This window comes from Mesorhizobium sp. B2-1-1, assembly GCF_006442975.2.
In the GTDB taxonomy this organism is placed as follows: domain Bacteria; phylum Pseudomonadota; class Alphaproteobacteria; order Rhizobiales; family Rhizobiaceae; genus Mesorhizobium.
Window position 1 is genome coordinate 299,755 of record NZ_CP083954.1, and the last position, 19,221, is coordinate 318,975.

The 19,221-nt window shown below is 64.6% G+C and carries 19 protein-coding genes; 10 read left to right on the forward strand and 9 right to left on the reverse strand.

Features of this window, described 5'->3' with window-relative positions; translation table 11 throughout:
• Positions 1-69 precede the first annotated feature (69 nt).
• Together FJ972_RS01370 and FJ972_RS01375 are read right to left on the reverse strand one after the other, a co-directional pair.
• A complete protein-coding gene (locus FJ972_RS01370; protein ID WP_411969504.1) occupies positions 70-609 on the reverse strand; it encodes a hypothetical protein in 540 nt (179 codons plus the stop codon).
• Positions 596-1,210 (reverse strand): CGNR zinc finger domain-containing protein, encoded by a 615-nt coding sequence (locus FJ972_RS01375; protein ID WP_140525588.1) that lies wholly within the window; start codon positions 1,208-1,210, stop codon positions 596-598. Before FJ972_RS01375 ends, FJ972_RS01370 begins: the two co-directional genes overlap by 14 nt.
• 150 nt (positions 1,211-1,360) lie before the next feature.
• Here FJ972_RS01375 and FJ972_RS01380 point away from each other — a divergent pair, with 150 nt between their 5' ends.
• The 4 genes from FJ972_RS01380 to FJ972_RS01395 all read left to right on the forward strand — a co-directional run bounded on the left by FJ972_RS01380 (position 1,361) and on the right by FJ972_RS01395 (position 5,983).
• A complete protein-coding gene (locus tag FJ972_RS01380) occupies positions 1,361-2,266 on the forward strand; it encodes a branched-chain amino acid ABC transporter permease (RefSeq protein ID WP_140512846.1) in 906 nt (301 codons plus the stop codon).
• Positions 2,267-2,557: 291 nt separating this feature from the next.
• Positions 2,558-3,142, forward strand: coding sequence for a TRAP transporter small permease subunit (locus FJ972_RS01385; RefSeq protein WP_140525589.1), 585 nt, complete (start codon positions 2,558-2,560; stop codon positions 3,140-3,142).
• The gene (locus FJ972_RS01390) at positions 3,142-4,935 is read left to right on the forward strand and encodes a TRAP transporter large permease (protein WP_140525623.1); all 1,794 of its coding nucleotides are present in this window, start codon (positions 3,142-3,144) and stop codon (positions 4,933-4,935) included. Before FJ972_RS01385 ends, FJ972_RS01390 begins: the two co-directional genes overlap by 1 nt.
• A gap of 19 nt (positions 4,936-4,954) precedes the next feature.
• Positions 4,955-5,983 (forward strand): zinc-dependent alcohol dehydrogenase family protein, encoded by a 1,029-nt coding sequence (locus tag FJ972_RS01395; protein WP_140512844.1) that lies wholly within the window; start codon positions 4,955-4,957, stop codon positions 5,981-5,983.
• 147 nt (positions 5,984-6,130) lie between these two features.
• Here FJ972_RS01395 and FJ972_RS01400 read toward each other — a convergent pair whose 3' ends face one another.
• Entirely contained in the window at positions 6,131-7,240 is a 1,110-nt protein-coding gene (locus tag FJ972_RS01400) for a TRAP transporter substrate-binding protein (protein WP_140525590.1), read from the reverse strand.
• A gap of 244 nt (positions 7,241-7,484) precedes the next feature.
• On the opposite strand from FJ972_RS01400, the gene FJ972_RS01405 reads away from it, so the two are divergent.
• Positions 7,485-8,276 carry a gamma-glutamyl-gamma-aminobutyrate hydrolase family protein gene (locus FJ972_RS01405; protein WP_226880480.1) on the forward strand — a complete coding sequence of 264 codons (792 nt, stop codon included), beginning with the start codon at positions 7,485-7,487 and terminating at the stop codon, positions 8,274-8,276.
• On the opposite strand, the gene FJ972_RS01410 is transcribed toward FJ972_RS01405, so the two are convergent.
• The 5 genes from FJ972_RS01410 to FJ972_RS01430 form a co-directional block, all read right to left on the reverse strand.
• A complete protein-coding gene (locus FJ972_RS01410; RefSeq protein ID WP_140501137.1) occupies positions 8,277-8,681 on the reverse strand; it encodes a hypothetical protein in 405 nt (134 codons plus the stop codon).
• 86 nt (positions 8,682-8,767) lie between these two features.
• Complete coding sequence (locus FJ972_RS01415; protein WP_140525591.1) at positions 8,768-9,751, reverse strand: 2-hydroxyacid dehydrogenase; 984 nt, start codon at positions 9,749-9,751, stop codon at positions 8,768-8,770.
• Positions 9,748-10,770 (reverse strand): LacI family DNA-binding transcriptional regulator, encoded by a 1,023-nt coding sequence (locus FJ972_RS01420; protein WP_140501249.1) that lies wholly within the window; start codon positions 10,768-10,770, stop codon positions 9,748-9,750. Before FJ972_RS01420 ends, FJ972_RS01415 begins: the two co-directional genes overlap by 4 nt.
• Before the next feature lie 67 nt (positions 10,771-10,837).
• Positions 10,838-11,722, reverse strand: coding sequence for a DMT family transporter (locus tag FJ972_RS01425; RefSeq protein WP_181165295.1), 885 nt, complete (start codon positions 11,720-11,722; stop codon positions 10,838-10,840).
• Between the two features lie 173 nt (positions 11,723-11,895).
• Positions 11,896-12,303 (reverse strand): DUF2000 family protein, encoded by a 408-nt coding sequence (locus tag FJ972_RS01430; RefSeq protein ID WP_140525592.1) that lies wholly within the window; start codon positions 12,301-12,303, stop codon positions 11,896-11,898.
• Between the two features lie 49 nt (positions 12,304-12,352).
• Here FJ972_RS01430 and FJ972_RS01435 point away from each other — a divergent pair, with 49 nt between their 5' ends.
• Positions 12,353-13,222 (forward strand): AraC family transcriptional regulator, encoded by an 870-nt coding sequence (locus FJ972_RS01435; RefSeq protein ID WP_140525593.1) that lies wholly within the window; start codon positions 12,353-12,355, stop codon positions 13,220-13,222.
• Positions 13,223-13,238: 16 nt separating this feature from the next.
• Here FJ972_RS01435 and FJ972_RS01440 read toward each other — a convergent pair whose 3' ends face one another.
• Entirely contained in the window at positions 13,239-13,709 is a 471-nt protein-coding gene (locus FJ972_RS01440; protein ID WP_140525594.1) for a MarR family winged helix-turn-helix transcriptional regulator, read from the reverse strand.
• Positions 13,710-14,120: 411 nt separating this feature from the next.
• Here FJ972_RS01440 and FJ972_RS01445 point away from each other — a divergent pair, with 411 nt between their 5' ends.
• The 4 genes from FJ972_RS01445 (at position 14,121) to FJ972_RS01460 (ending at position 19,178) form a co-directional block, all read left to right on the forward strand.
• The gene (locus FJ972_RS01445) at positions 14,121-15,170 is read left to right on the forward strand and encodes a CobW family GTP-binding protein (RefSeq protein ID WP_140525595.1); all 1,050 of its coding nucleotides are present in this window, start codon (positions 14,121-14,123) and stop codon (positions 15,168-15,170) included.
• Between the two features lie 128 nt (positions 15,171-15,298).
• Positions 15,299-16,273 (forward strand): WD40 repeat domain-containing protein, encoded by a 975-nt coding sequence (locus FJ972_RS01450; protein ID WP_140525596.1) that lies wholly within the window; start codon positions 15,299-15,301, stop codon positions 16,271-16,273.
• A 98-nt stretch (positions 16,274-16,371) separates the two neighbouring features.
• The gene (locus FJ972_RS01455) at positions 16,372-17,745 is read left to right on the forward strand and encodes an aspartate aminotransferase family protein (protein ID WP_140525597.1); all 1,374 of its coding nucleotides are present in this window, start codon (positions 16,372-16,374) and stop codon (positions 17,743-17,745) included.
• A gap of 47 nt (positions 17,746-17,792) precedes the next feature.
• Positions 17,793-19,178, forward strand: a complete 1,386-nt coding sequence (locus tag FJ972_RS01460) for a glutamine synthetase family protein (protein ID WP_140525625.1) — start codon at positions 17,793-17,795, stop codon at positions 19,176-19,178.
• Positions 19,179-19,221: the final 43 nt, after the last annotated feature.

Here is a 19,221-nt window from a genome sequence, read left to right on the forward strand (position 1 = left end):
ATGAAATCGCCCCGCGAGCAATGTCCGGCGTACGAAAATCTCGCTTGCCTTTCGGCTTGGCGGCGAGCGTCAGGTCCCCTTGGAGCAGTCGGGCTTCGGCTCGCCCGGCAGCTTGCCGTCGGGGTGGCCGACGAGATCGGGATTGGCGGTGTAGAGCTGGTCAATGACGAGCGGCCGGTCGGGCAGGATGGACTGGTCTTCGGTGGACATCAGCGTGGTGTCGATCTTCTGCAGGACCGCGCCGTCGGAACCCTTGATAGCGATGGCGATCGTATAAGGCTTGTTCTTGACGACGCAGGTCAAAGCCGGGCTCTCCAGCGTCACCTTGTCGAGCTTGGGCCAGACCTTCTGCTCGACCACCAACGGCGCGCCGCCGGCCGGATCCTGGAAGCTGGCGACCGCGACCTGGCCCTCTCCCATCGGGCGCAGGGGCCGCAGCGTCACGACATAGGTCGCCCTGGCAAGACGATAGTTGAAGACGAATATCTTGCCCGAAATCTCGAACAACTTGCCTTCACCGTCCTTGGCGGTGTCGCGGCAGGCGCCGAGCGCCATCGCCGCGATCAGCGCCATGCCGAGCAGGGCTGAACGAGAGCTAGTCCTGGACATTGTTGACCTCATTGGCCGCCCTGCGGCGGCGATAGTGGCGGCTTGCCTTCTGGCGGTTGCCGCAGACCGCCATGTCGCACCACAGGCGGCTGGAATTGCGGCTGCGGTCGACGAACAGCCAGGAGCAATTGGGGCAGATCCTGAGCCTGGCGACCGTGTCCTCGCGCAGCAGCGACAGGGCGGAAACCGCCAGTGCCGCTTCGAATGCGATCGGCGTTGCCGGATCGCCGAACGGCTTTCCGGGCGTTGCGATCTCGGTCCGACTGCCGGCAAGACCGTCGGCGCAGGCCGCCAGGAGGCCGGAGAGATGATCGGTAGCGACCGTGCCTTTCGACACCGCGTGGCGAAACAACCGGTCCGTCGCCTCGCGGATCGCCAGCACGACAGGCGCGATTGCAGCCGGCGCGGAGACCGCCAGCCGCCTGCCGCCAAGCTCGGCGGCGCGAAAGCCGCTCGCCGCGTCCGCGAAGTGGGCGATCTCGCGCGGATCGTCAAAACGGTCGAAGGTCCTCTCGGGATCGGCACGCAGCACGACGGTGTTCGCCGTGTCGAGCGCGAGCAGGCCGCCGGTGAAGCGGTGCGGGGTCCAGGATACCGTCATGTCCGAAATCTAACCGATAAATGGCATTTGACAAGTTAGATTCGACGATGCAAGTCTGCCCTGAAGCGGGTATTGCCGCTCTCTGTCTGGAGCGTATCGTCGTCCCAAAACCGCTATGCGCTTTGGGCGACATGCCCCGAGGATTTTCGCATGCTGTATCTGTTCCAGCAGGTCCTGAACGGGCTGCATTCAGGCGCACTCTATGCGCTGCTGGCGTTCGGCTATGTGCTGACCAACGGTATCCTGCACCGCACCAACCTGGCCTATGGCGCGCTGTTCGCCTTTTGCGGACAGACGATGATCCTGACCGCCGCCTTCGGCTACCAGGTGCTGTGGCTGACGCTGACGGCGGCGGTGGTGCTCGGCATCGCAGCGGCTTTCCTCTACGCCGCGCTTATCAGCTGCGTCCTGTCGCGCAGCGTCTTCGAACCGCTGGCCGACCGCTCGCCCAACGCGATCGTGGTGACCACGCTTGGTATCCTGCTGGTTTTGTCGGAAGCAGGCCGCATCGCCGCCGACACGCATGATTTGTGGCTGCCGCCTATGCTGGCGCAACCTGTCGTTTTCGCGCAGAATGCCGGCTTCAAGGCGACATTGACGCTGATCCAGCTGCTCGATTGCGCCGTGGTGCTGGGGGCGGTGGCGCTTGCGGCTTGGGGCTTTGCCCATTCGAATTTCGGCCGGCGCTGGCGCGCCGTCTCCGACGATCCCAAGGCGGCCGCCATGTGCGGCGTCGACGTGCGCGCCGTGTTCCGCCACGCAGTGCTGTTCGGCGGTTTCTGCGCCGCGCTGGCCGGCGTCATGGCCGGCCTCTATTACGGCAATGTCAGTTTCGGTTCCGGCCTCGTCTACGGGCTCAAGATCCTGTTCGTGACAGCGGTCGGCGGCTATCTCTCGCCGCCGCGGGCGGCCCTGGGCGCTGCCGCCTTCGGCATGGCCGAGTCGCTGTGGGCCGGCTATTTCCCGGTGGAATGGCGCGACGCGTGGATGTACCTGTTCCTCGTCGCCATGCTGGTGCTGATCGGCGCTGGCCGCGACCAGACCAAGATCGCGTGATCAGCATCAGACTTTGGTTGCATGACGCCTGCCACCGATAAGCTTGTTTCGGAAACGAAACGACCGCCTTAAGGTTTTGATTTTCCCCACGAACCCTGCCGGCTGCCGGTTCCGGGTTCCCAAACCGTGCGCCGTCGGCCTGCGCTTCGTCGGCTTCCTCGTCTCACAACCGCGTTGACAGCGCCGCTCCTGTGTTGACCCGTCCTGCCACGCACGGCATACGGTTAGGCCACAGCGGCGCGGCGGAAAACAAGGGGGAGCCGTCGCGCCTCGGCTAACAGGGAGGAATGCATGGCAGGGCTTCTCGCTCTATCCAGGACGATCGACCGTGTGAACGAGTTCATCGGCAAATGGATATCGTGGTTGATCCTGCTGGCAATCCTGGTGAGCGCCGCTAACGCGACTATCCGCAAGGTGTTCGACACCTCGTCGAATGCGTGGCTGGAGCTGCAATGGTACCTGTTCGGCGCCGCCTTCATGCTGGCGGCGGCCTATACGCTGAAGCAGAACGACCATATCCGCATCGATATCGTCTACGGCCTGTTCCCGCGCCGCGTGCAGCACTGGATCGACCTTTTCGGCCATATCTTTTTCCTGATGCCGTTCGTGACGCTGATGGTGATCTATTTCGTCCCCTACGTGTCGCTTTCGTTCCGCAGCGGTGAAATGTCGAACAATTCCGGCGGGCTGATCATCTGGCCGGCAAAGGCGATCCTGCTGGTCGGCTTCTTCCTGCTAGCGCTGCAGGGCATCTCCGAGATCATCAAGAAGATCGCCATCATGCGCGGCGACATGGACGACCCGACCCCGTTCATATCGGCGCATGAGCAGGCGGAACTCGAAGCCAAGGCACTGGCCGACGAGGTGCGCTCGTGATCGGGTTCATCGCCCAGAACATGGCGCCGATCATGTTCGCCTCGCTGGTCCTCTTCCTGCTGATCGGCTATCCCGTCGCCTTCTCGCTCGCCGCCAACGGACTTTTGTTCTTTTTCATCGGCGTGCTGGTCTCACCCTATTCGGGCGGCTCGATCAATCTCGCCTGGCCGCTGCTGCATGCGTTGCCGGATAATTTCTACGGCAGCCGGGTGATGTCGAACGACACGCTGCTGGCGATCCCTTTCTTCACCTTCATGGGCATCGTGCTCGAGCGATCGGGGATGGCGGAAGACCTGCTCGATACGATCGGCCAGCTGTTCGGGCCGATCCGCGGCGGGCTTGCCTATGCCGTGATCTTCGTCGGCGCGTTGCTGGCCGCCACGACCGGCGTGGTGGCGGCATCGGTCATCGCCATGGGGCTGATCTCGCTGCCGATCATGCTGCGCTACGGCTATGACCGCCGGCTGGCGTCCGGCGTCATCGCCGCGTCCGGAACGCTCGCCCAGATCATCCCGCCGTCGCTGGTGCTGATCGTGCTCGCCGACCAGCTCGGCCGCTCGGTCGGCGACATGTATGCGGGCGCGCTGATCCCCGGCATCGTGCTGACCAGCCTCTACATGCTCTACATCCTGATCATGACGATCGTCCGGCCGAATTCGATGCCGGCGCTGCCGCTGGAAGCACGCACGCTCGGCCATGGCGTCGTGTCGCTGCTGGTGGCGTTGCTGGCGACGGTGGCGATCTCCTACGCGGCCTACCGCTATCTCGCACCGACCCATGGCGACAATGCCGACATCCTCGGCGCCAGCATCGGCGTGGCCGTGATCTATATCGTTGCGATCGCCGATCAGCGCCTGAAAATCAACATGATGTCGCGGCTGGCGCAGCAGGTCGTGATCGTGCTGATCCCGCCATTGGCGTTGATCTTCCTGGTGCTGGGCACCATTTTCCTTGGCATCGCCACTCCAACCGAGGGCGGCGCCATGGGCGCTGTCGGCGCGCTGGCGATGGCGGCGATCAAAGGCCGGCTGTCGCTCGACGTGGTCAAGCAGGCGCTCGCTTCGACGACAAGGCTGTCGTCCTTCGTGCTGTTCATCCTGATCGGCGCGCGCGTCTTCTCCCTCACCTTCTACGGCGTCAACGGCCACATCTGGGTCGAGCATCTCCTGACCTCGCTGCCGGGCGGCGAGGTCGGCTTCCTGATCGGCGTCAACATTCTGGTCTTCGTGCTTGCCTTCTTCCTCGATTTCTTCGAACTGGCCTTCATCATCGTGCCGTTGCTGGCACCGGCCGCCGACAAGCTCGGCATCGACCTGATCTGGTTCGGCGTGCTTCTGGGCGTCAACATGCAGACCAGCTTCATGCATCCACCCTTCGGCTTCGCGCTGTTCTACCTGCGCTCGGTCGCCGCCCGGGTGCCCTATCTCGACCGCTTGACCGGCAAGCAGATCGCGCCGGTGACCACGGGTCAGATCTATTGGGGCGCCGTGCCGTTCGTCTGCATCCAGGTGATCATGATCGGGCTCACCATCGCCTTCCCGCAAATGGTGATGCACTACAAGGGCACAGCGGTCGATTCCGGCACGATCGACTATACGGTGCCGGAGGTGCCGGGACTGACGCCGCTCGGCACGCCGCCGGCCGGGAGCGGAACCGCACCCGCCACTGGCGCCCCGCCGCCCGCCGCGCCTGCCGCGCCCGACCTGTCGCAACCGCCGAACTTCGGCGACACGGCGCCCGCCAAACCGGCGGCACCACAGCCGGATCTGTCGCAGCCGCCGAATTTCAACTGATGCCGGAGGTCGCAAAACCATGAAAGCGGTACGGCTGGAAGCGGTTGGCAGCATCACGCTGCGCGAGGTCGCCGAGCCGGTTCCCGGGCCTGACGATCTGCTGGTGCGCATCGAGGCCTGCGGCGTCTGCGGCACGGACCGGCATCTCTTCCACGGCGAGTTTCCCTGCCGGCCGCCGGTAACGCCCGGACATGAGTTCTCCGGCATCGTCGAGGCAATGGGACATTCCGTGAGCGGCTTCTCGATCGGCGACCGCGTCACCGGCGATCCCAACATCGCCTGCGGACGCTGCCGCCATTGCCATGCCGGCCGCATCAATTTGTGCAGCAATCTCAATGCCATCGGCATCCATCGCGACGGCGGCTTCGCCGACTACGTCGTGTTGCCGCAGAAACAGGCCTTCATCCTGCCCGCGGACTTGAAGCCGACGCACGGCGCCTTCTGCGAGCCGCTCGGCTGCTGCCTGCATGGCGTGGATCTGGCCGAGATCAAGCCCGGCTCCTCGGTCGCCATACTTGGCGGCGGCGTGATCGGCCTGCTCACAGTGCAACTGGCAAGGCTTGCAGGGGCGACGACCATCATCCTGTCGACGCGACAGGCATCACGGCGCGCACTGGCCGAGGAGCTCGGCGCGACGGCAACGGTCGACGCAAGCGCCGCCGACGTCATCGATGCCATCTCCGGGCCAGCGGGACTGGTGCCCGGCGGTGTCGACGTGGTGCTCGAATGTGCCGGTGTCCAGGAAACGGTCGAGCAGTCGCTGCGGCTGGCGAGGGCCGGCGGTACGGTCGTCATTGTCGGCGTGGTGCCGCAAGGCATGAAGGCGGCGTTCGAGCCCTTCGATCTTCTGTTTCGCGAGTTGAAGGTTCTCGGCTCCTTCCTCAATCCCTACACGCACCGCCGCGCCGCCGAGCTGATCGCTTCGGGCGCGATCGAGATCGACCGGCTGATCTCCAGGCAGGTGCCGCTGGAAGAGGCCGCCGCGGTAATCGCCAACCCGCCTGCCGCCGGCGAGGTCAAGGTGGTGGTGGTGCCGGACCGAGGCTGAGTGCCGCTGTCGCTTCGAACCCGTTCGACCCCCGGCCCTGCGGCGCAAGTTTCGACGCCTTCGACTATCGATGTTTCCAGCACCGACGCCCAACGAATAAACCCCGGACTACCGAGTCCGGGGTCTTCGAAAGGAGGCAGAAAAACCTTACAGCTTGCCGTTGCGCTGCTGGACCATCATGAAGGTGTCGTAATTGTACTCGGCCACCTGCGCCCAGAGATAGTGCTCCTTACGGAAGCCCTTGATCGAGTCCCAGATCTTCTTGAACGGCGCGTTCGAGGCTTCCATTTCGGCGTAGACCTCATTGGCCTTCTCGAAGCAGGCGGACATGATCTCCTGGCTGAACGGACGCAGTTTGGCGCCGCCGGCCACCAGCCGCTTCACCGCCGCAGGATTGAGATAGTCGTATTTCTGCAGCATGTTGGCATCGGCGGCTTGCGCGGCGGTATGCAGCAGCGACTTGTAAGTCGGCGAAAGCTCTTCGTATTTCGCCTTGTTGAACATCAGGTGGACGGTCGGGCCGCCTTCCCACCAGCCTGGATAGTAGTAGTAGGGCGCAACCTTATAGAAGCCGAGCTTCTCGTCGTCATAGGGGCCGACCCATTCGGCTGCGTCAATGGTGCCCTTTTCGAGCGCCGGGTAGATGTCGCCGCCGGCGATCTGCTGCGGCACGACGCCGAGCTTCTGCACAACCTTGCCGGCGAAGCCGCCGATGCGCATCTTGAGGCCGGAAAGGTCGGCCACCGTGTTGATCTCCTTGCGGAACCAGCCGCCCATCTGCACGCCGGTATTGCCGCCAGGCAGGCCGAACAAGCCTTGCGTGGCGAGAAATTCGTTGAACAGGTCGATGCCGCCGCCATGATAGTGCCAGGCATTCATGCCGCGCGCGTTGAGCGAGAACGGAACCGCCGCGCCCAGCGCCCAGGTCGGATCCTTGCCCCAGTAATAATATGCCACCGTATGGCAGGCCTCGACCGTGCCGGCGGTCGTGGCGTCGGCCGCCTGAAGGCCGGGCACCAGTTCGCCAGCGGCGAAGACCTGGATCTGGAAATTGCCGTCGGTGGCTTCCGAAAGCATCTTTGAGAAGACCTCGGCGCCGCCATAGATCGTGTCGAGCGATTTGGGAAAGGACGACGCCAGCCGCCAGGTCACCTTTGGATTGGACTGGGCTATGGCCGGCGCGGCGAGCGTGGCGGCGGCCACAGCGGCGCCAACGCCGGTCGTCCCGGCCTTGCGGATGAATGAACGACGATCCATGAAGTCCTCCCTTTTGGATCAACAAACCGACGTGCGGCGCATGCTCGATGCCCCGCACGGCTGGGCGAAACAATACACGGGCAAGGAGTCGAGTCCAGCGTGGCGGCCTGATTTGACGGCGTGTGCGCAGGGCCTTGCAACTATAGTCTAACGGGCCGTTTGGTGGCCCATCCGACGGACCGAAACTTGTCATGGAAAAATGTGCTGGGATCGCCTATTTTGAAGGCAGGATTCCCCGGCCCAGATGGAAAACAAAGCCAAAATGCAGCAGCCGCTCGTCGCCATATCGACCGACGTCCGTCAATTCGACAACTACACCTGGCATGCCGCCCCACAGCAATATCTGGAGGCGGCGATAGCCGCCGCCGGCGTGTTTCCGGTGCTGGTGCCTTCGTTCGGCGAGCGGCTCGATTTCGATGAGCTGCTGTCGTCGGTCGACGGCGTCATGCTGACCGGCTCGAAATCCAACGTCGACCCCTCGCTCTATGGCGGCGATGCCAGCGAGGCGAACGGCCCGTATGATCCGGCACGCGACGCCACCACCTTGCCGCTGATTCGCAAGGCGATCGAGCGTGGCGTGCCGCTGCTTGCCATCTGCCGCGGCATCCAGGAGATGAACGTGGCGCTGGGCGGCACGCTGGGCACCGAAATCCAGGAGCGTGAAGGCTCGCTCGACCACCGCGCGCCGGTGAGCGACAATCAGGACGAACGTTTCGCGATTCACCAGACCGTTTCGATCAAGGCGGGCAGTTGCCTGGCCGGTGTGTTTGGGGCCGGCGACATGAAGGTCAACTCGTTGCACCGCCAGGCAATCGGCCGGCTTGGTTCGAAGCTGCAGATCGAAGCCGTGGCCGACGACGGCACCGTCGAGGCGGTCTCTGTAAAGGATGCCCGCGCTTTCGCGGTCGGCGTCCAGTGGCATCCCGAATACTGGGTCAAGTCGGATAGTAACTCGGCCAAGATCTTCCGGGCCTTCGGCGACGCGGTTCGCCTGCATGCGGCTGCCAAAGCCGGCGCCCGCGCGGCGGCGGAGTAATCAGTCGTCGGTGCTCGGGTCCCCGGCGGCCGCCAGCGACAGCAGCGGCAGTGCGGGAGCGTAGGATTCGAATCCGTCGCCATCGGCGACCGCGAAGGTGACGATCGGATCGACGCCGTTGACGCTGAAGGCGACCGTGCCGTCCTCCTGCTCGCGCCAGAATTTCGCCCGCTCGATGCCTGGCATGAGTCGGCTACAGTTCGGAGCCACCGTCAAAAGCGACAGGCCGTCCGAGACGGTGGCGCCGCGTTTGATTGCGCAAACCCCCTCATCACCATTGGCGACCAGCCTGTAGGTGTCGGGCGGCGCGGCCTCTTCAGCGACGCTTTCACCAGTGCCGCCATGAAACAGCTGAACGCCGCCAAACAGGGCGGCGGCTCCGATCAGTACGGAAAGCGTTTTCATGGTGATCCTCATCCATGCGTACGGACAGGATGAAGAATGATTTCAAAGGGTTAAGCTGACGTTAATAAATATGGCAGCCCGACCGCTCAGCAGCGCGCCTTCACATGCGCGGTCTCGGGCACAGGTGTGATCGACCGGCGCTCGCTGAACCAGGACACCAGATTGTCGACGCACAGATCCGCCATGGCGCGACGTGTGTGCTCCGACGCCGAACCGACATGCGGCAACAGACTGGCATTGGTCGCGTCAAGCAGCGCCCGCGGCACGTTCGGTTCGTCGGCGAAGACATCGAGCCCGGCGGCGGCGATAGTGCCCTTGGCGAGGGCTGTCGCAAGCGCCGCCTCGTCGACCGTGCTGCCGCGCCCGATATTGACGAAGACGCCGTTGGCGCCAAGCGCCGACAGGATCTCGGCATCGACCGCCTTTTCCGTCGAGGCGCCGCCCGGGACCACCGAAATCAGCGTGTCGACTGCTTCGGCGAGGCCCTTCAGCGTCGGATGATAGGGGTAGGACAGGCCCTCGACCCGGCGCCGGTTGTGATAGGCGACGGGCAATCCGAACGCCTCCAGCCGGCGGGCAATGGCGAGCCCGATGCGGCCCATGCCGAAAATGCCGGCGCTGCGGCCGCGCAAGGTAAGCCGGCTCAAGGGATAGTTGCCCTTGCGCTGCCAGCTGCCGTCGCGCAGCCAGGCTTCGGCGCGCGGCAGGTCGCGCACGGTGTTGATCAGCAGGCCGATGGCGGTGTCGGCGACCTCCTCGGTCAGCACATCCGGCGTGTTGGTGACCATGATGCCGTGATCGCCAGCGTGGCGGGCATCGACCGAATCGTAGCCAACACCGAAACTGGCGACGATCTCAAGCTTGGGCAATGCATCCATGAAGGCCGCGCTGATGCCGCCGAACGAGGCGATGGCGCGCACGTTGTCACGCATTTCATCGGTGACCAGGGACGGGTCGGCGCGCTCGATCCCGACACGCCTGAATGTCCGGTCGATGCGCTCGACCGCGTGGTCGTTGAAATGCCCCGGCACCAGGATGGCGACGGTTTGCAGTTGCTCGGGCTTTGTCATGCACGCTCCACCGGCTTGCCGGTCGACTGTCGCACATGCAGTTCCGGCTTGATCAGTTCCTGAGAGGGCCGCACCGTCTGCCCGTTCAGCTTGTCGAGCAGGGCGCTGGCGGCGCGGCGGCCAACCTCGCGCTGACCGTTCCACACGGTGGTCAGCGCCGGCGTGGCGATTGCCGCCTCCTCGAGATCGTCGTAGCCGGTGACCGATATGTCCAGGCCGGGCACCAGGCCGGCGCGCGCGATGCCGTTCATCAGGCCGATGGCGACGAGGTCGTTCCAGCAGCAGGCGGCTGTCGGCTTGTCCTTCAGGGCCAGAAACTGTCCGGCGGCCTCGAAGCCAGCCTGCTTGGTGCGCGGGCCGGGGATGCGCCAGGCCGGCCGCACTTCCAGCCCGGCGGCCTCCATGGCGTTGACATAGCCCTGGTAGCGATCGCGGCCGGTCGAGGTCTGGTCGGTGCCGCCGATCATGGCGATGCGCTTGTGGCCGAGCGAGATCAGGTGATTGGTGGCAAGCCCCGTGCCATAGGCATCGTCGCCGCGAAAAACCGGCACGTCGGCGCCCTCGACGGTGCGCGCGATCAGCACCGCCGGCAGGCCGTTTTCCTCGGCCATCAGAATATCCGAGGCCGGAGTACCGATGGCCGGCGACATGATGACGCCGTCGGCACCGAGCTGCAACAGCGTGTCGATGAAAGTGCGCTGCTTCTCGAGCTGGTCGTAGTGATTGGACAGGATGAAGGTCTGGCGGCTGCGGTCGAGCTCGCTTTCGATCGAGCGCAGGATCTCGGCGAAGAACGGGTTCATGATGTCATGCACGACGACACCGACAATGCCCGAACGCGAGGTGCGCAGGCTGGCGGCACGGCGGTTGTAGATGTAACCGATGGCGCGGGCATGTTCCTTGATGCGGTCGCGGGTGCCGCCTGCGACCAGCGGGCTGTCGCGCAGCGCCAGCGATACCGTGGCCGTGGACACACCGAGCGCATCCGCGATCGTCGACAGCTTGATCTTCTGTGCCAGCCTTCCCCTCCCCCGTCGTTTTTTTAAACTGTTTAAAGGCGGCCTTATGCCACCCTTCGAGGCTAAATCAAAGTTTTTTTGCCAGCGCTTCCGCCTCGACGTCCAGCACCGCACGATTGCGCAGGCGCAGCCGGTGCTCGCGATGGACGATGTAGAGACCGCTGGCGACGATGACGGCGGCGCCGACGAGCGTCCAGCGGTCGGGGAACTGCTTGAAGACGATGAGCCCGGAAAGGATCATCCACACCATCTGCGAATAGGGATAGGGGGCGAGCGCGGTGGTGGTGGCCATGCGATAGGCCTGCACCAGAAGCCAATGACCGACGCCGCCAAAGACGCCGAGCATGAGCAGGATGAACCAGTGCCAGCCATCATGCGGCAGGGAAAACGAGAACGGCAGCATGGGCAGGAGCACCACCGCCGGGGCCAGTGCCGAAAACAGGATGAGGCTTTCCGATGTCTCGGTCGCCGACATGCGCCGGGTCATGATCACATAGAAGCAGTTCGACAGCATCGAGCCGAGCGCGAACAGGTGGCCGATGCCGAAAACGCCGACTCCCGGCCTTGTGATGATCAGAACCCCGGCGAACGCGGCCAGGATCGCCAGCCACCGCCGCCAGCCCGCCCATTCGCCAAGCAGCGGGCCGGCAAGTGCGGTGATGACCATCGGCCCGAAGAAATAGATCGATGTCGTCTCGGCCAGTTGCAGGGACCGCAGGGCCAGCACGTTGAAGATGGTCGAGCCGAACAGGAACAGCCCGCGCAGGACATGAGCCGGCAGGTTGGCCGGACGGAACCGCGCCGGTTCACGCCAGCCGCGCAATAGCGCGCCGACCAGCACGACATGCACGGCAAAGCGCACCCAGGCGACGACAAGCGCGGAGACGCCGGCTAGGACGAGGTATTTGCTGCTGGTGTCGAGAAAGGTGAAGAAGACATAGGTGGAAAGCATGCACAGGATCGCCACCGGCGGCGTCGCGCTTTCTGAAGATGTTTGGGGAGCACTCACTTGCAGGCCGGATGGAAAGCTGGGCTGAGGCCCACCTTTTGCGGCAATTGCGGGCGTGCGGCAAGCCAAAAGCGGCTGGCACAACAAGACGCGCCGACAGGCTCAGGCCGGCGCCGTCAGGGATGCATGCGAGCGCCCTTGGTGATCTTGTCGACCGTCTTCTTGTCGGCGCGCAATCCAATGCCGACCACCTTGGCGTCTTCCGGCGCGAATTCGGCGAAGACGGCGCGGTTGGCTGCGTCGAACCCGGTCGAGAACATCTCCTCGACATAGAGCGAGCTCGTTACTCCGCGCTCCAGGGCGCGGCTGTGGATCGCGCCGAGTGTCACCTGGTCGGCGGACAGCACGATGACGGGCTGGATCGACAGCGGATTGTAGACATTGCCGGCGCGGTCACGATAGGGCTCGCCGATGATATCGGGGAACTGCGCGACGACGCCGCTGGTCAGAAATGCGGTGACGTTGAGTTTTTGCCAGACCGGCAGATCATCCCTGAGCACGATTGCAAATTTCGTATCGAACATGAGACAGTGACCATTCGTGGTTATGCCCCTTTCAAGGCGAAAGGAAGCGATGTCGCTCGATCTAGGCAGCCAGGCGTTCCAGGGTCTTGGACGTTTGTGCGCGGAGGCTGCGGAAAACTGCATCATTCCCGCCCGCGACCCCGCCGGCATGGAGCGCATCGAGGCGCGATTCCACGGTAGCGCCTTCGACCTGCATCGCCACGACACCTATGCGATCGGGGTGACGCTGCAAGGCGTGCAGAGCTTTCGCTATCGCGGTGCGGTGCGGCATAGCCTGCCCGGCCAGATCATCGTCCTGCATCCCGACGAACTGCATGATGGCGGCGCCGGAACCGAGGACGGGCTGCGCTACAGGATCCTCTATCTGGAACCGTCACTGATGCTGGACTGCCTCGGCGGCGCATCGCTGCCTTTCGTCAGGCAGGCCGTGGTGGCGGACGAACGCCTGCGCGCGACCTTGCTTTCGGCGCTGGGTCCGCTGGAGGAGGAACTCGATGAGCTGTTCGTCGCCGACTTCCTGGCGCAACTGATGCAAGGGCTCGCCCGCCATGCCGGCCAGCCGGCGAGAGCGGTGCCGGGAACGGCCTGGCGGGCGGCCGCTCTGGCGCGCGACTATCTCACGGAAAACTCTGCCCGGCCCGTGCGATCCGACGAGTTGGAGGCGGTTACCGGGTTCGACCGCTATGCCTTGTCCAGGCATTTCCGCGCCGCTTTCTCCACTAGCCCGCATCGTTTCCTTTTGATGCGCCGGCTTCAGCGCGCGCGGCGCATGATCGCCGCCGGCGAGCCGCTGGCACAGATCGCGGCCGAAGCCGGTTTCAGCGACCAAAGCCACTTCAACAGGCAATTCAAGAAGGCATTCGGCATGACGCCGGGACGCTGGTCTTCGCTGATCCGTGGGTCCGCCGCGGTGGCCTGATCACCGCAACCGGCGGTCAGTCGTCCGACTCGGCGTCGTCGTCGATCAAGGCCAGGTCTTCGTTCGAAAGATTGGCCTCGATGCGGGCAAGAAATTTGAACAGTGCCTTCTGGTCCTTCTTGTCGAGGCCCTTCAGCGCCTGCTTTTCGGTCTTCTTCACCGACTTTTCGATGGCGCGGATGGTCTCGCGACCGGTGTCGGTGAGAAAGATATGCGCCTGGCGGGCATCGGCGTCGGAGGCGCGCTTTTGCAGAAAGCCCTGTGCCTGCAGCCGATTGATGGTCTTGGTGATGGTGGGCGGGCGCACGCCGAGCCGGCCAGCCAGATTGCCCGGGGTCTGGCCGTCCTCGCGGTCGAGCGCCAGCATGATCTGGTCCTGGCCGGCATAGAAGCCATGCGCCAGCAGCCGTGCCGCAAGCGCTGTTCTTGCCAGCCTTGCCGCCGAATGCAGCCGGCTCATTGTCGCAGTCTTGTCCGCCTTGGCCATGGTCATCCCTCTTCGGCCATACCGGTGCGGGCAGCATAGACGCAGCCGGCCGGTTGGCAATCGACGATCAAAAAAGATTCCGGCGCCTGAAACAGCTTTGCCGGCAAGCATTGCGGTACCCGCCGTGGCTAATGCCAGATGATTATTTCAGTTAGATGACAAACGACTTTTCGCGAAAGCGATTGCGGTGGATCGGCCCGCCGTGGCCGTCCACAGGCTCTTTTTGCGCACCGATACCGCATGGCCTGCAGGGCGCCGCCAGCCGCCTAGTTCGACGAGACGCTGACCTATGGATTGGACCGCAGCCATTCGCGGTTTGCCTCGTGCAAAAGCCCGCCGCGCATCCTATATGGAGCCGACAATCCCTTTCGAGGCCGAAATCTTTCAAGGCCCATCCATTCGAGGCAAGCCATGAGCGACGCACAGACGCAGATCCCCGTAACCGTTCTGACCGGCTATCTCGGCGCCGGCAAGACGACGCTGCTCAACCGCATCCTGTCGGAAAACCACGGCAGGCGCTACGCCGTCATCGTCAACGAATTCGGCGAGATCGGCATCGACAACGACCTGATCGTGGAGTCCGACGAGGAAATCTACGAGATGAACAATGGCTGCGTCTGCTGCACGGTGCGCGGCGACCTGATCCGCGTCGTCGAGGGCTTGATGCGCCGGCCCGGCCGCTTCGACGCCATCGTGGTGGAGACCACGGGTCTCGCCGATCCGGTGCCGGTGGCGCAGACCTTCTTCATGGACGACGACGTGCGCTCCAAGACGAAGCTCGACGCCGTGGTGGCGCTGGTCGACGCCAAGCACCTGCCGCTCAGGCTGAAGGATTCCAAGGAAGCCGAGGACCAGATCGCCTTCGCCGACGTCGTCGTGCTCAACAAGACCGACCTCGTCACACCAGAAGAACTGGCCAAGGTGGAAGCGACGATCCGCGCCATCAACCCGGCCGCAAGGATCCATCGCACCACCCGCGCCGGCGTGGCGCTGTCGGAAGTGCTCGACCGCGGCGCCTTCGACCTGTCCAGGGCGCTGGAGAACGACCCGCATTTCCTCGAGGCGCATGACGACCACCATGATCATCACCACCACGATCATGACGGGCACGATCATGACCACGATGGGCACCACCATCACGCGCACCCATCCGACATCCATGACGTCACGGTGCAGTCGGTTTCGCTGCGCGGGGGCGAGATGGATCCGAAGAAATTCTTCCCCTGGATCGAGAAGGTCACCCAGATGGAGGGGCCGAACATCCTGCGCCTGAAAGGCATCATCGCCTTGAAGGGCGACGACGAGCGCTACGTCATCCAGGGCGTGCACATGATCATCGAGGGCGACCACCAGCGCGCCTGGAAAGACGGCGAGAAGCATGAGAGCCGGCTGGTGTTCATCGGTCGCGAACTGGACCCCGAACGGCTGAGGAAGAGCTTCGAGGCCTGCCAGGCCGCTTGATTTCCGGACTTTATGGCGGTAGCGCTGCCCGCTCTTCCTTCTCCCCTTGCGGGAGAGGGTGGGGCCGCGCCTGGCGCGCTGGCGGCTCCCGAGACGACCAGCAACAATCTGGAATGGACCTGTCCTACATGCCGACCGTCGCCCCGCTTGATCTCGAAGGCCATTGCCTTGCCGCCGCCTTCCTCCGCGACGTGCCGCATTTCGCGCTGGCCGACGGCACCGTCCATCGGCTCGACAATGGCCACAAGACGGTGCAGGCCAATGACGGGCTGCTCGCGGCCTTCCACGATGCCGCCAATGACCGGCTGCTCACCGGCGGCGAAGACGGCAAGGTGTTTGCGGTGAAAGCGGGCGGCGAGGCCAAGGAATTGGCGAGCGCGGGCAAGAAGTGGGTCACCAGCGTCGCCGCTGGCCCGCAAGGCGCCATCGCCTACGCTACAGGCAAGACCGCCTATGTGCGCTTTGCCGACGGCCACACAAAAGAGTTCGCCCATCCGCGTTCGGTCGAGGGGCTGGCATTTTCGCCCAAGGGCATGCGCTTCGGCGTCGCGCGCTACAATGGCGCGACGCTGCATTTCCCGGCCGCCGAGGGCAAGCCGGTGGAGCTCGAATGGGCCGGCGCCCATACCGGCATCACCTTCTCGCCGGATGGCGCCTTCCTGGTCACCACCATGCAGGAAAACGCGTTGCACGGCTGGAAGCTGGCGGACGGCAAGCACATGCGCATGAGCGGCTATCCCGCCAAGGTCAAAAGCCTGTCATGGAGCGTGAAAGGCAAGTGGCTGGCGAGTTCCGGCGCGCCGGCGGCGATCGTCTGGCCGTTTTCAGGCAAGGACGGGCCAATGGGCAAGGCGCCGCTGGAACTCGGTACGCGCGGCAATGCGATGGTGACCTCAGTCGCCTGCCATCCGAGCCAGGATGTCGTCGCCATCGGCTATGAGGACGGCATGGTGATGGCGGTGCGTTTTTCCGACGCCAAGGAAGTGCTGTTGCGTCGCCCCGGCAAGGGCGCCATCACCTCGATGATGTGGGACAGGGAAGAACGCCGCATCGCCTTCGGCAGTGCCGCCGGCGACTGCGGCGTTATCGACATCACGGGTTAGGGGAGTAGGGGAGTAGGGCAATATGGGAGCGGGTTTAGAGCATCCGGGCCGTTGAGCGCCTACCCCACTACTCCACTACTGCGCCAGAGAGGGGTTTCATGCACAGCGCCCACACGTCCATTGGCGGCGTCAGCCGCGACCGCATTGCCGCATTGCGGGATACCGAAGGCGCCAGCTTCCGCAAGGCGCGGCCGAAATCGCAGGCCAAGGCCGGCAACGGCCTGCCCGGCTTCTTCGGTGGCGTGCCGATGCACTGGATGAACGACTGGCCGACGCCGTTTCCGATCCTGGTCGAGAGCGCCAAAGGCGCTACGATCACCGACATCGACGGCAACAGGCTCGACGATTTCTGCCTCGGCGACACCGGATCGATGTTCGGCCATTCGCCGCCGGCGATAGCGCGCGCCATCCGCCGGCAGGCCGGACGCGGCCTGACATACATGCTGCCTTCGGAAGATGCGCTCGCCATTGGACCGCTGCTGCAACAGCGCTTCGGCCTGCCGTTCTGGCAGATCGCCACGACGGCGACCGATGCCAACCGCTTCGCGCTGCGCGTTGCCCGCGCCGTCACCGGGCGAGAAAAGATATTGGTTTTCAACGGCTGTTATCACGGCTCTGTCGACGAGACGATGGTGCGGCTGATCGACGGCAAGCCGGCCAACCGGCCCGGATTGGCCGGAGAATTCCGCGACCTGACCCGCACGGCCAAGGTCATCGAGTTCAACGACGTTGCCGCGCTGGAGGCAGCGCTCAGGGACAAGGATGTCGCCTGCGTCATCGCCGAACCGGTGCTGACCAATTCCTGCATGGTGCTGGCCGATCCCGGTTTCCACGAGGCGCTGCGAAAGCTGACCCGCGCGGCCGGCACGCTGCTTCTGATCGACGAGACGCATACGATCTCGACCGGACCGGGCGGCTATTCCGCGAAATACGGGCTGGAGCCGGACCTGTTCGTGCTAGGCAAGCCGATCGCCGGTGGTGTACCGGCAAGCGTATGGGGCATGAGCGAAGAGGTCGCCTCGCGCTACGCCGACTACAACAGGACGAAAGGGCCGGGTTATTCCGGCATGGGCACGACGCTCTCGGCCAATCCTCTGCAGTTTGCCGCGATGCGCGCCGCGCTCGAAGAAGTGATGACGGCCGAGAACTACGACCGCATGGATCATCTGGCGCGGCGGCTCGATGCCGGGCTGACCACGGTCATCGACCGCTACCGCCTGCCATGGCATGTCGCCCGCGTCGGCGCCCGCGTCGAATTCATCTGCGCGCCGGGCCCGCTGCGCAATGGGGCGGAGGCGGAGGCCGCGCACGCGCCGGAACTCGAAGCCGCCATCCATGTCGCGCTGGTCAATCGCGGCGTGCTTATCGCGCCCTTCCACAATATGATGCTGATCTCTCCGGCGACCACTGGCGCCCAGGTCAACCGGCTGATCACCGCCTTCGGCGCAGTTGCGGCGGAGCTTGCGGCATGAGACAAGCCACCCAACAGACAGGCGCGCAAGCCAGGCCGGGCTCCATCATGACTTCACCTTCGGGCTCGACGCCCACCGAGGCGCAGGCCTTTCTCGACGCCCATCCTGAGATCGAAGCCTTCGATATCGTGCTGACCGATGCCAACGGCGTCGGCCGTGGCAAGATCGTGCGCCGGCACGAGCTGAAAGCCATCTTCGAAGGCGGCCGGCACATGCCGATCTCGATCCTCGGCCTCGACATCACCGGCGAGGACGTGCACGAGACCGGGCTGATCTGGACCACCGGCGACGGCGATCTGCGCGCCTGGCCGATTCCTGGCACGCTGGTGCCGCTCCACGGGACCAACCCGCCGCGCGGCCAGGTGCTGATGGCGATGTATCATCTCGACGGCGCGCCGATGTCATCGGACCCGCGGCTGGCGCTGGCAAGGCAGGTCGACATATTGGCGTCCAAGGGGCTGTACCCGGCCGGCGCCTTCGAGCTCGAATTTTTTCTCCTCGCCAATGAGCGCGACAGCGACGGCAAGGTGCAGCCGGCGCACGCCGTGCTGGATGGCCGCGTCTCGGGCAAGACCGAGGTCTACTCGGTCGACCATCTGCACGGCATGGAGCCGCTGTTTACCGACATCTATGCCGCGGCCAAGGCACAGGGCATTCCGGCCGAGACCGTGATTTCCGAATATGCGCCCGGCCAGTACGAATTGACGCTGAACTACCGCAAGGATGTGATGCGGGCGGCCGACGACCTCGTCATGCTGAAACGGCTGGTTCGGGCGCAGGCGCGCCGCCATGGCGTCACCGCTTGCTTCATGGCCAAACCGATCGAGAAATATGCCGGCTCCGGCATGCATTTCCACGTCTCGCTGCAGGACAAGGCTAGCCGAAACGTTTTTTCGGAGGCCGGTGGCGAGAGTTGGTCGCTGCCACTGCTGCGCGGGCTGGGCGGCCTGATCCAGACCATGGCGGAATCGATGCTGGTGTTTGCGCCGCACGCCAATTCCTGGCGGCGCTTCGTCTCCCAATCCTATGCACCGGTGGCGCCGACCTGGGGCGTCAACAACCGGTCGGTGGCGCTGCGCGTGCCGGCGGGCGACGCCAGGAACCGGCGCATCGAGCATCGGCCGTCGGGCGTCGACGCCAACCCCTATCTGATCGCGGCAACCGTGCTTGCCGGCATCGTCAAAGGGCTCGACGAAGGCCTCGACCCCGGCCCCGAGACGACCGGAAACGGCTATGAGGCGGCGGTGACGCGCACGACGATGCCGGTCGACTGGCGCGCGGCGATCGAGGGGGCCAGAGCGTCCAGCTTCCTCAAAGGCGCGCTTGGCGAAGACCTGCACCGCACCTTCGTGGCGATCAAGCAGTCCGAATACCTGCGCGTGGCGCGCACGGTCAGCGAGCTGGACTATCACCTCTATCTGCACGAGGTCTGAGCCCTCGGAGGAACCATCGCCCTTCCCGTCCATTTCAGTGTCA

Excerpts from the sequence above, each read along its gene's own strand:
- FJ972_RS01370 (WP_411969504.1), bottom strand. The coding sequence starts at position 609 with ATGTCCAGGACTAGCTCTCGTTCAGCCCTGCTCGGCATGGCGCTGATC.
- FJ972_RS01375 (WP_140525588.1), bottom strand. The coding sequence starts at position 1,210 with ATGACGGTATCCTGGACCCCGCACCGCTTCACCGGCGGCCTGCTCGCG.
- FJ972_RS01380 (WP_140512846.1), top strand. The coding sequence starts at position 1,361 with ATGCTGTATCTGTTCCAGCAGGTCCTGAACGGGCTGCATTCAGGCGCA.
- FJ972_RS01385 (WP_140525589.1), top strand. The coding sequence starts at position 2,558 with ATGGCAGGGCTTCTCGCTCTATCCAGGACGATCGACCGTGTGAACGAG.
- FJ972_RS01395 (WP_140512844.1), top strand. The coding sequence starts at position 4,955 with ATGAAAGCGGTACGGCTGGAAGCGGTTGGCAGCATCACGCTGCGCGAG.
- FJ972_RS01400 (WP_140525590.1), bottom strand. The coding sequence starts at position 7,240 with ATGGATCGTCGTTCATTCATCCGCAAGGCCGGGACGACCGGCGTTGGC.
- FJ972_RS01405 (WP_226880480.1), top strand. The coding sequence starts at position 7,485 with ATGGAAAACAAAGCCAAAATGCAGCAGCCGCTCGTCGCCATATCGACC.
- FJ972_RS01410 (WP_140501137.1), bottom strand. The coding sequence starts at position 8,681 with ATGAAAACGCTTTCCGTACTGATCGGAGCCGCCGCCCTGTTTGGCGGC.
- FJ972_RS01415 (WP_140525591.1), bottom strand. The coding sequence starts at position 9,751 with ATGACAAAGCCCGAGCAACTGCAAACCGTCGCCATCCTGGTGCCGGGG.
- FJ972_RS01425 (WP_181165295.1), bottom strand. The coding sequence starts at position 11,722 with ATGCTTTCCACCTATGTCTTCTTCACCTTTCTCGACACCAGCAGCAAA.
- FJ972_RS01430 (WP_140525592.1), bottom strand. The coding sequence starts at position 12,303 with ATGTTCGATACGAAATTTGCAATCGTGCTCAGGGATGATCTGCCGGTC.
- FJ972_RS01435 (WP_140525593.1), top strand. The coding sequence starts at position 12,353 with ATGTCGCTCGATCTAGGCAGCCAGGCGTTCCAGGGTCTTGGACGTTTG.
- FJ972_RS01440 (WP_140525594.1), bottom strand. The coding sequence starts at position 13,709 with ATGGCCAAGGCGGACAAGACTGCGACAATGAGCCGGCTGCATTCGGCG.
- FJ972_RS01445 (WP_140525595.1), top strand. The coding sequence starts at position 14,121 with ATGAGCGACGCACAGACGCAGATCCCCGTAACCGTTCTGACCGGCTAT.
- FJ972_RS01450 (WP_140525596.1), top strand. The coding sequence starts at position 15,299 with ATGCCGACCGTCGCCCCGCTTGATCTCGAAGGCCATTGCCTTGCCGCC.
- FJ972_RS01455 (WP_140525597.1), top strand. The coding sequence starts at position 16,372 with ATGCACAGCGCCCACACGTCCATTGGCGGCGTCAGCCGCGACCGCATT.
- FJ972_RS01460 (WP_140525625.1), top strand. The coding sequence starts at position 17,793 with ATGACTTCACCTTCGGGCTCGACGCCCACCGAGGCGCAGGCCTTTCTC.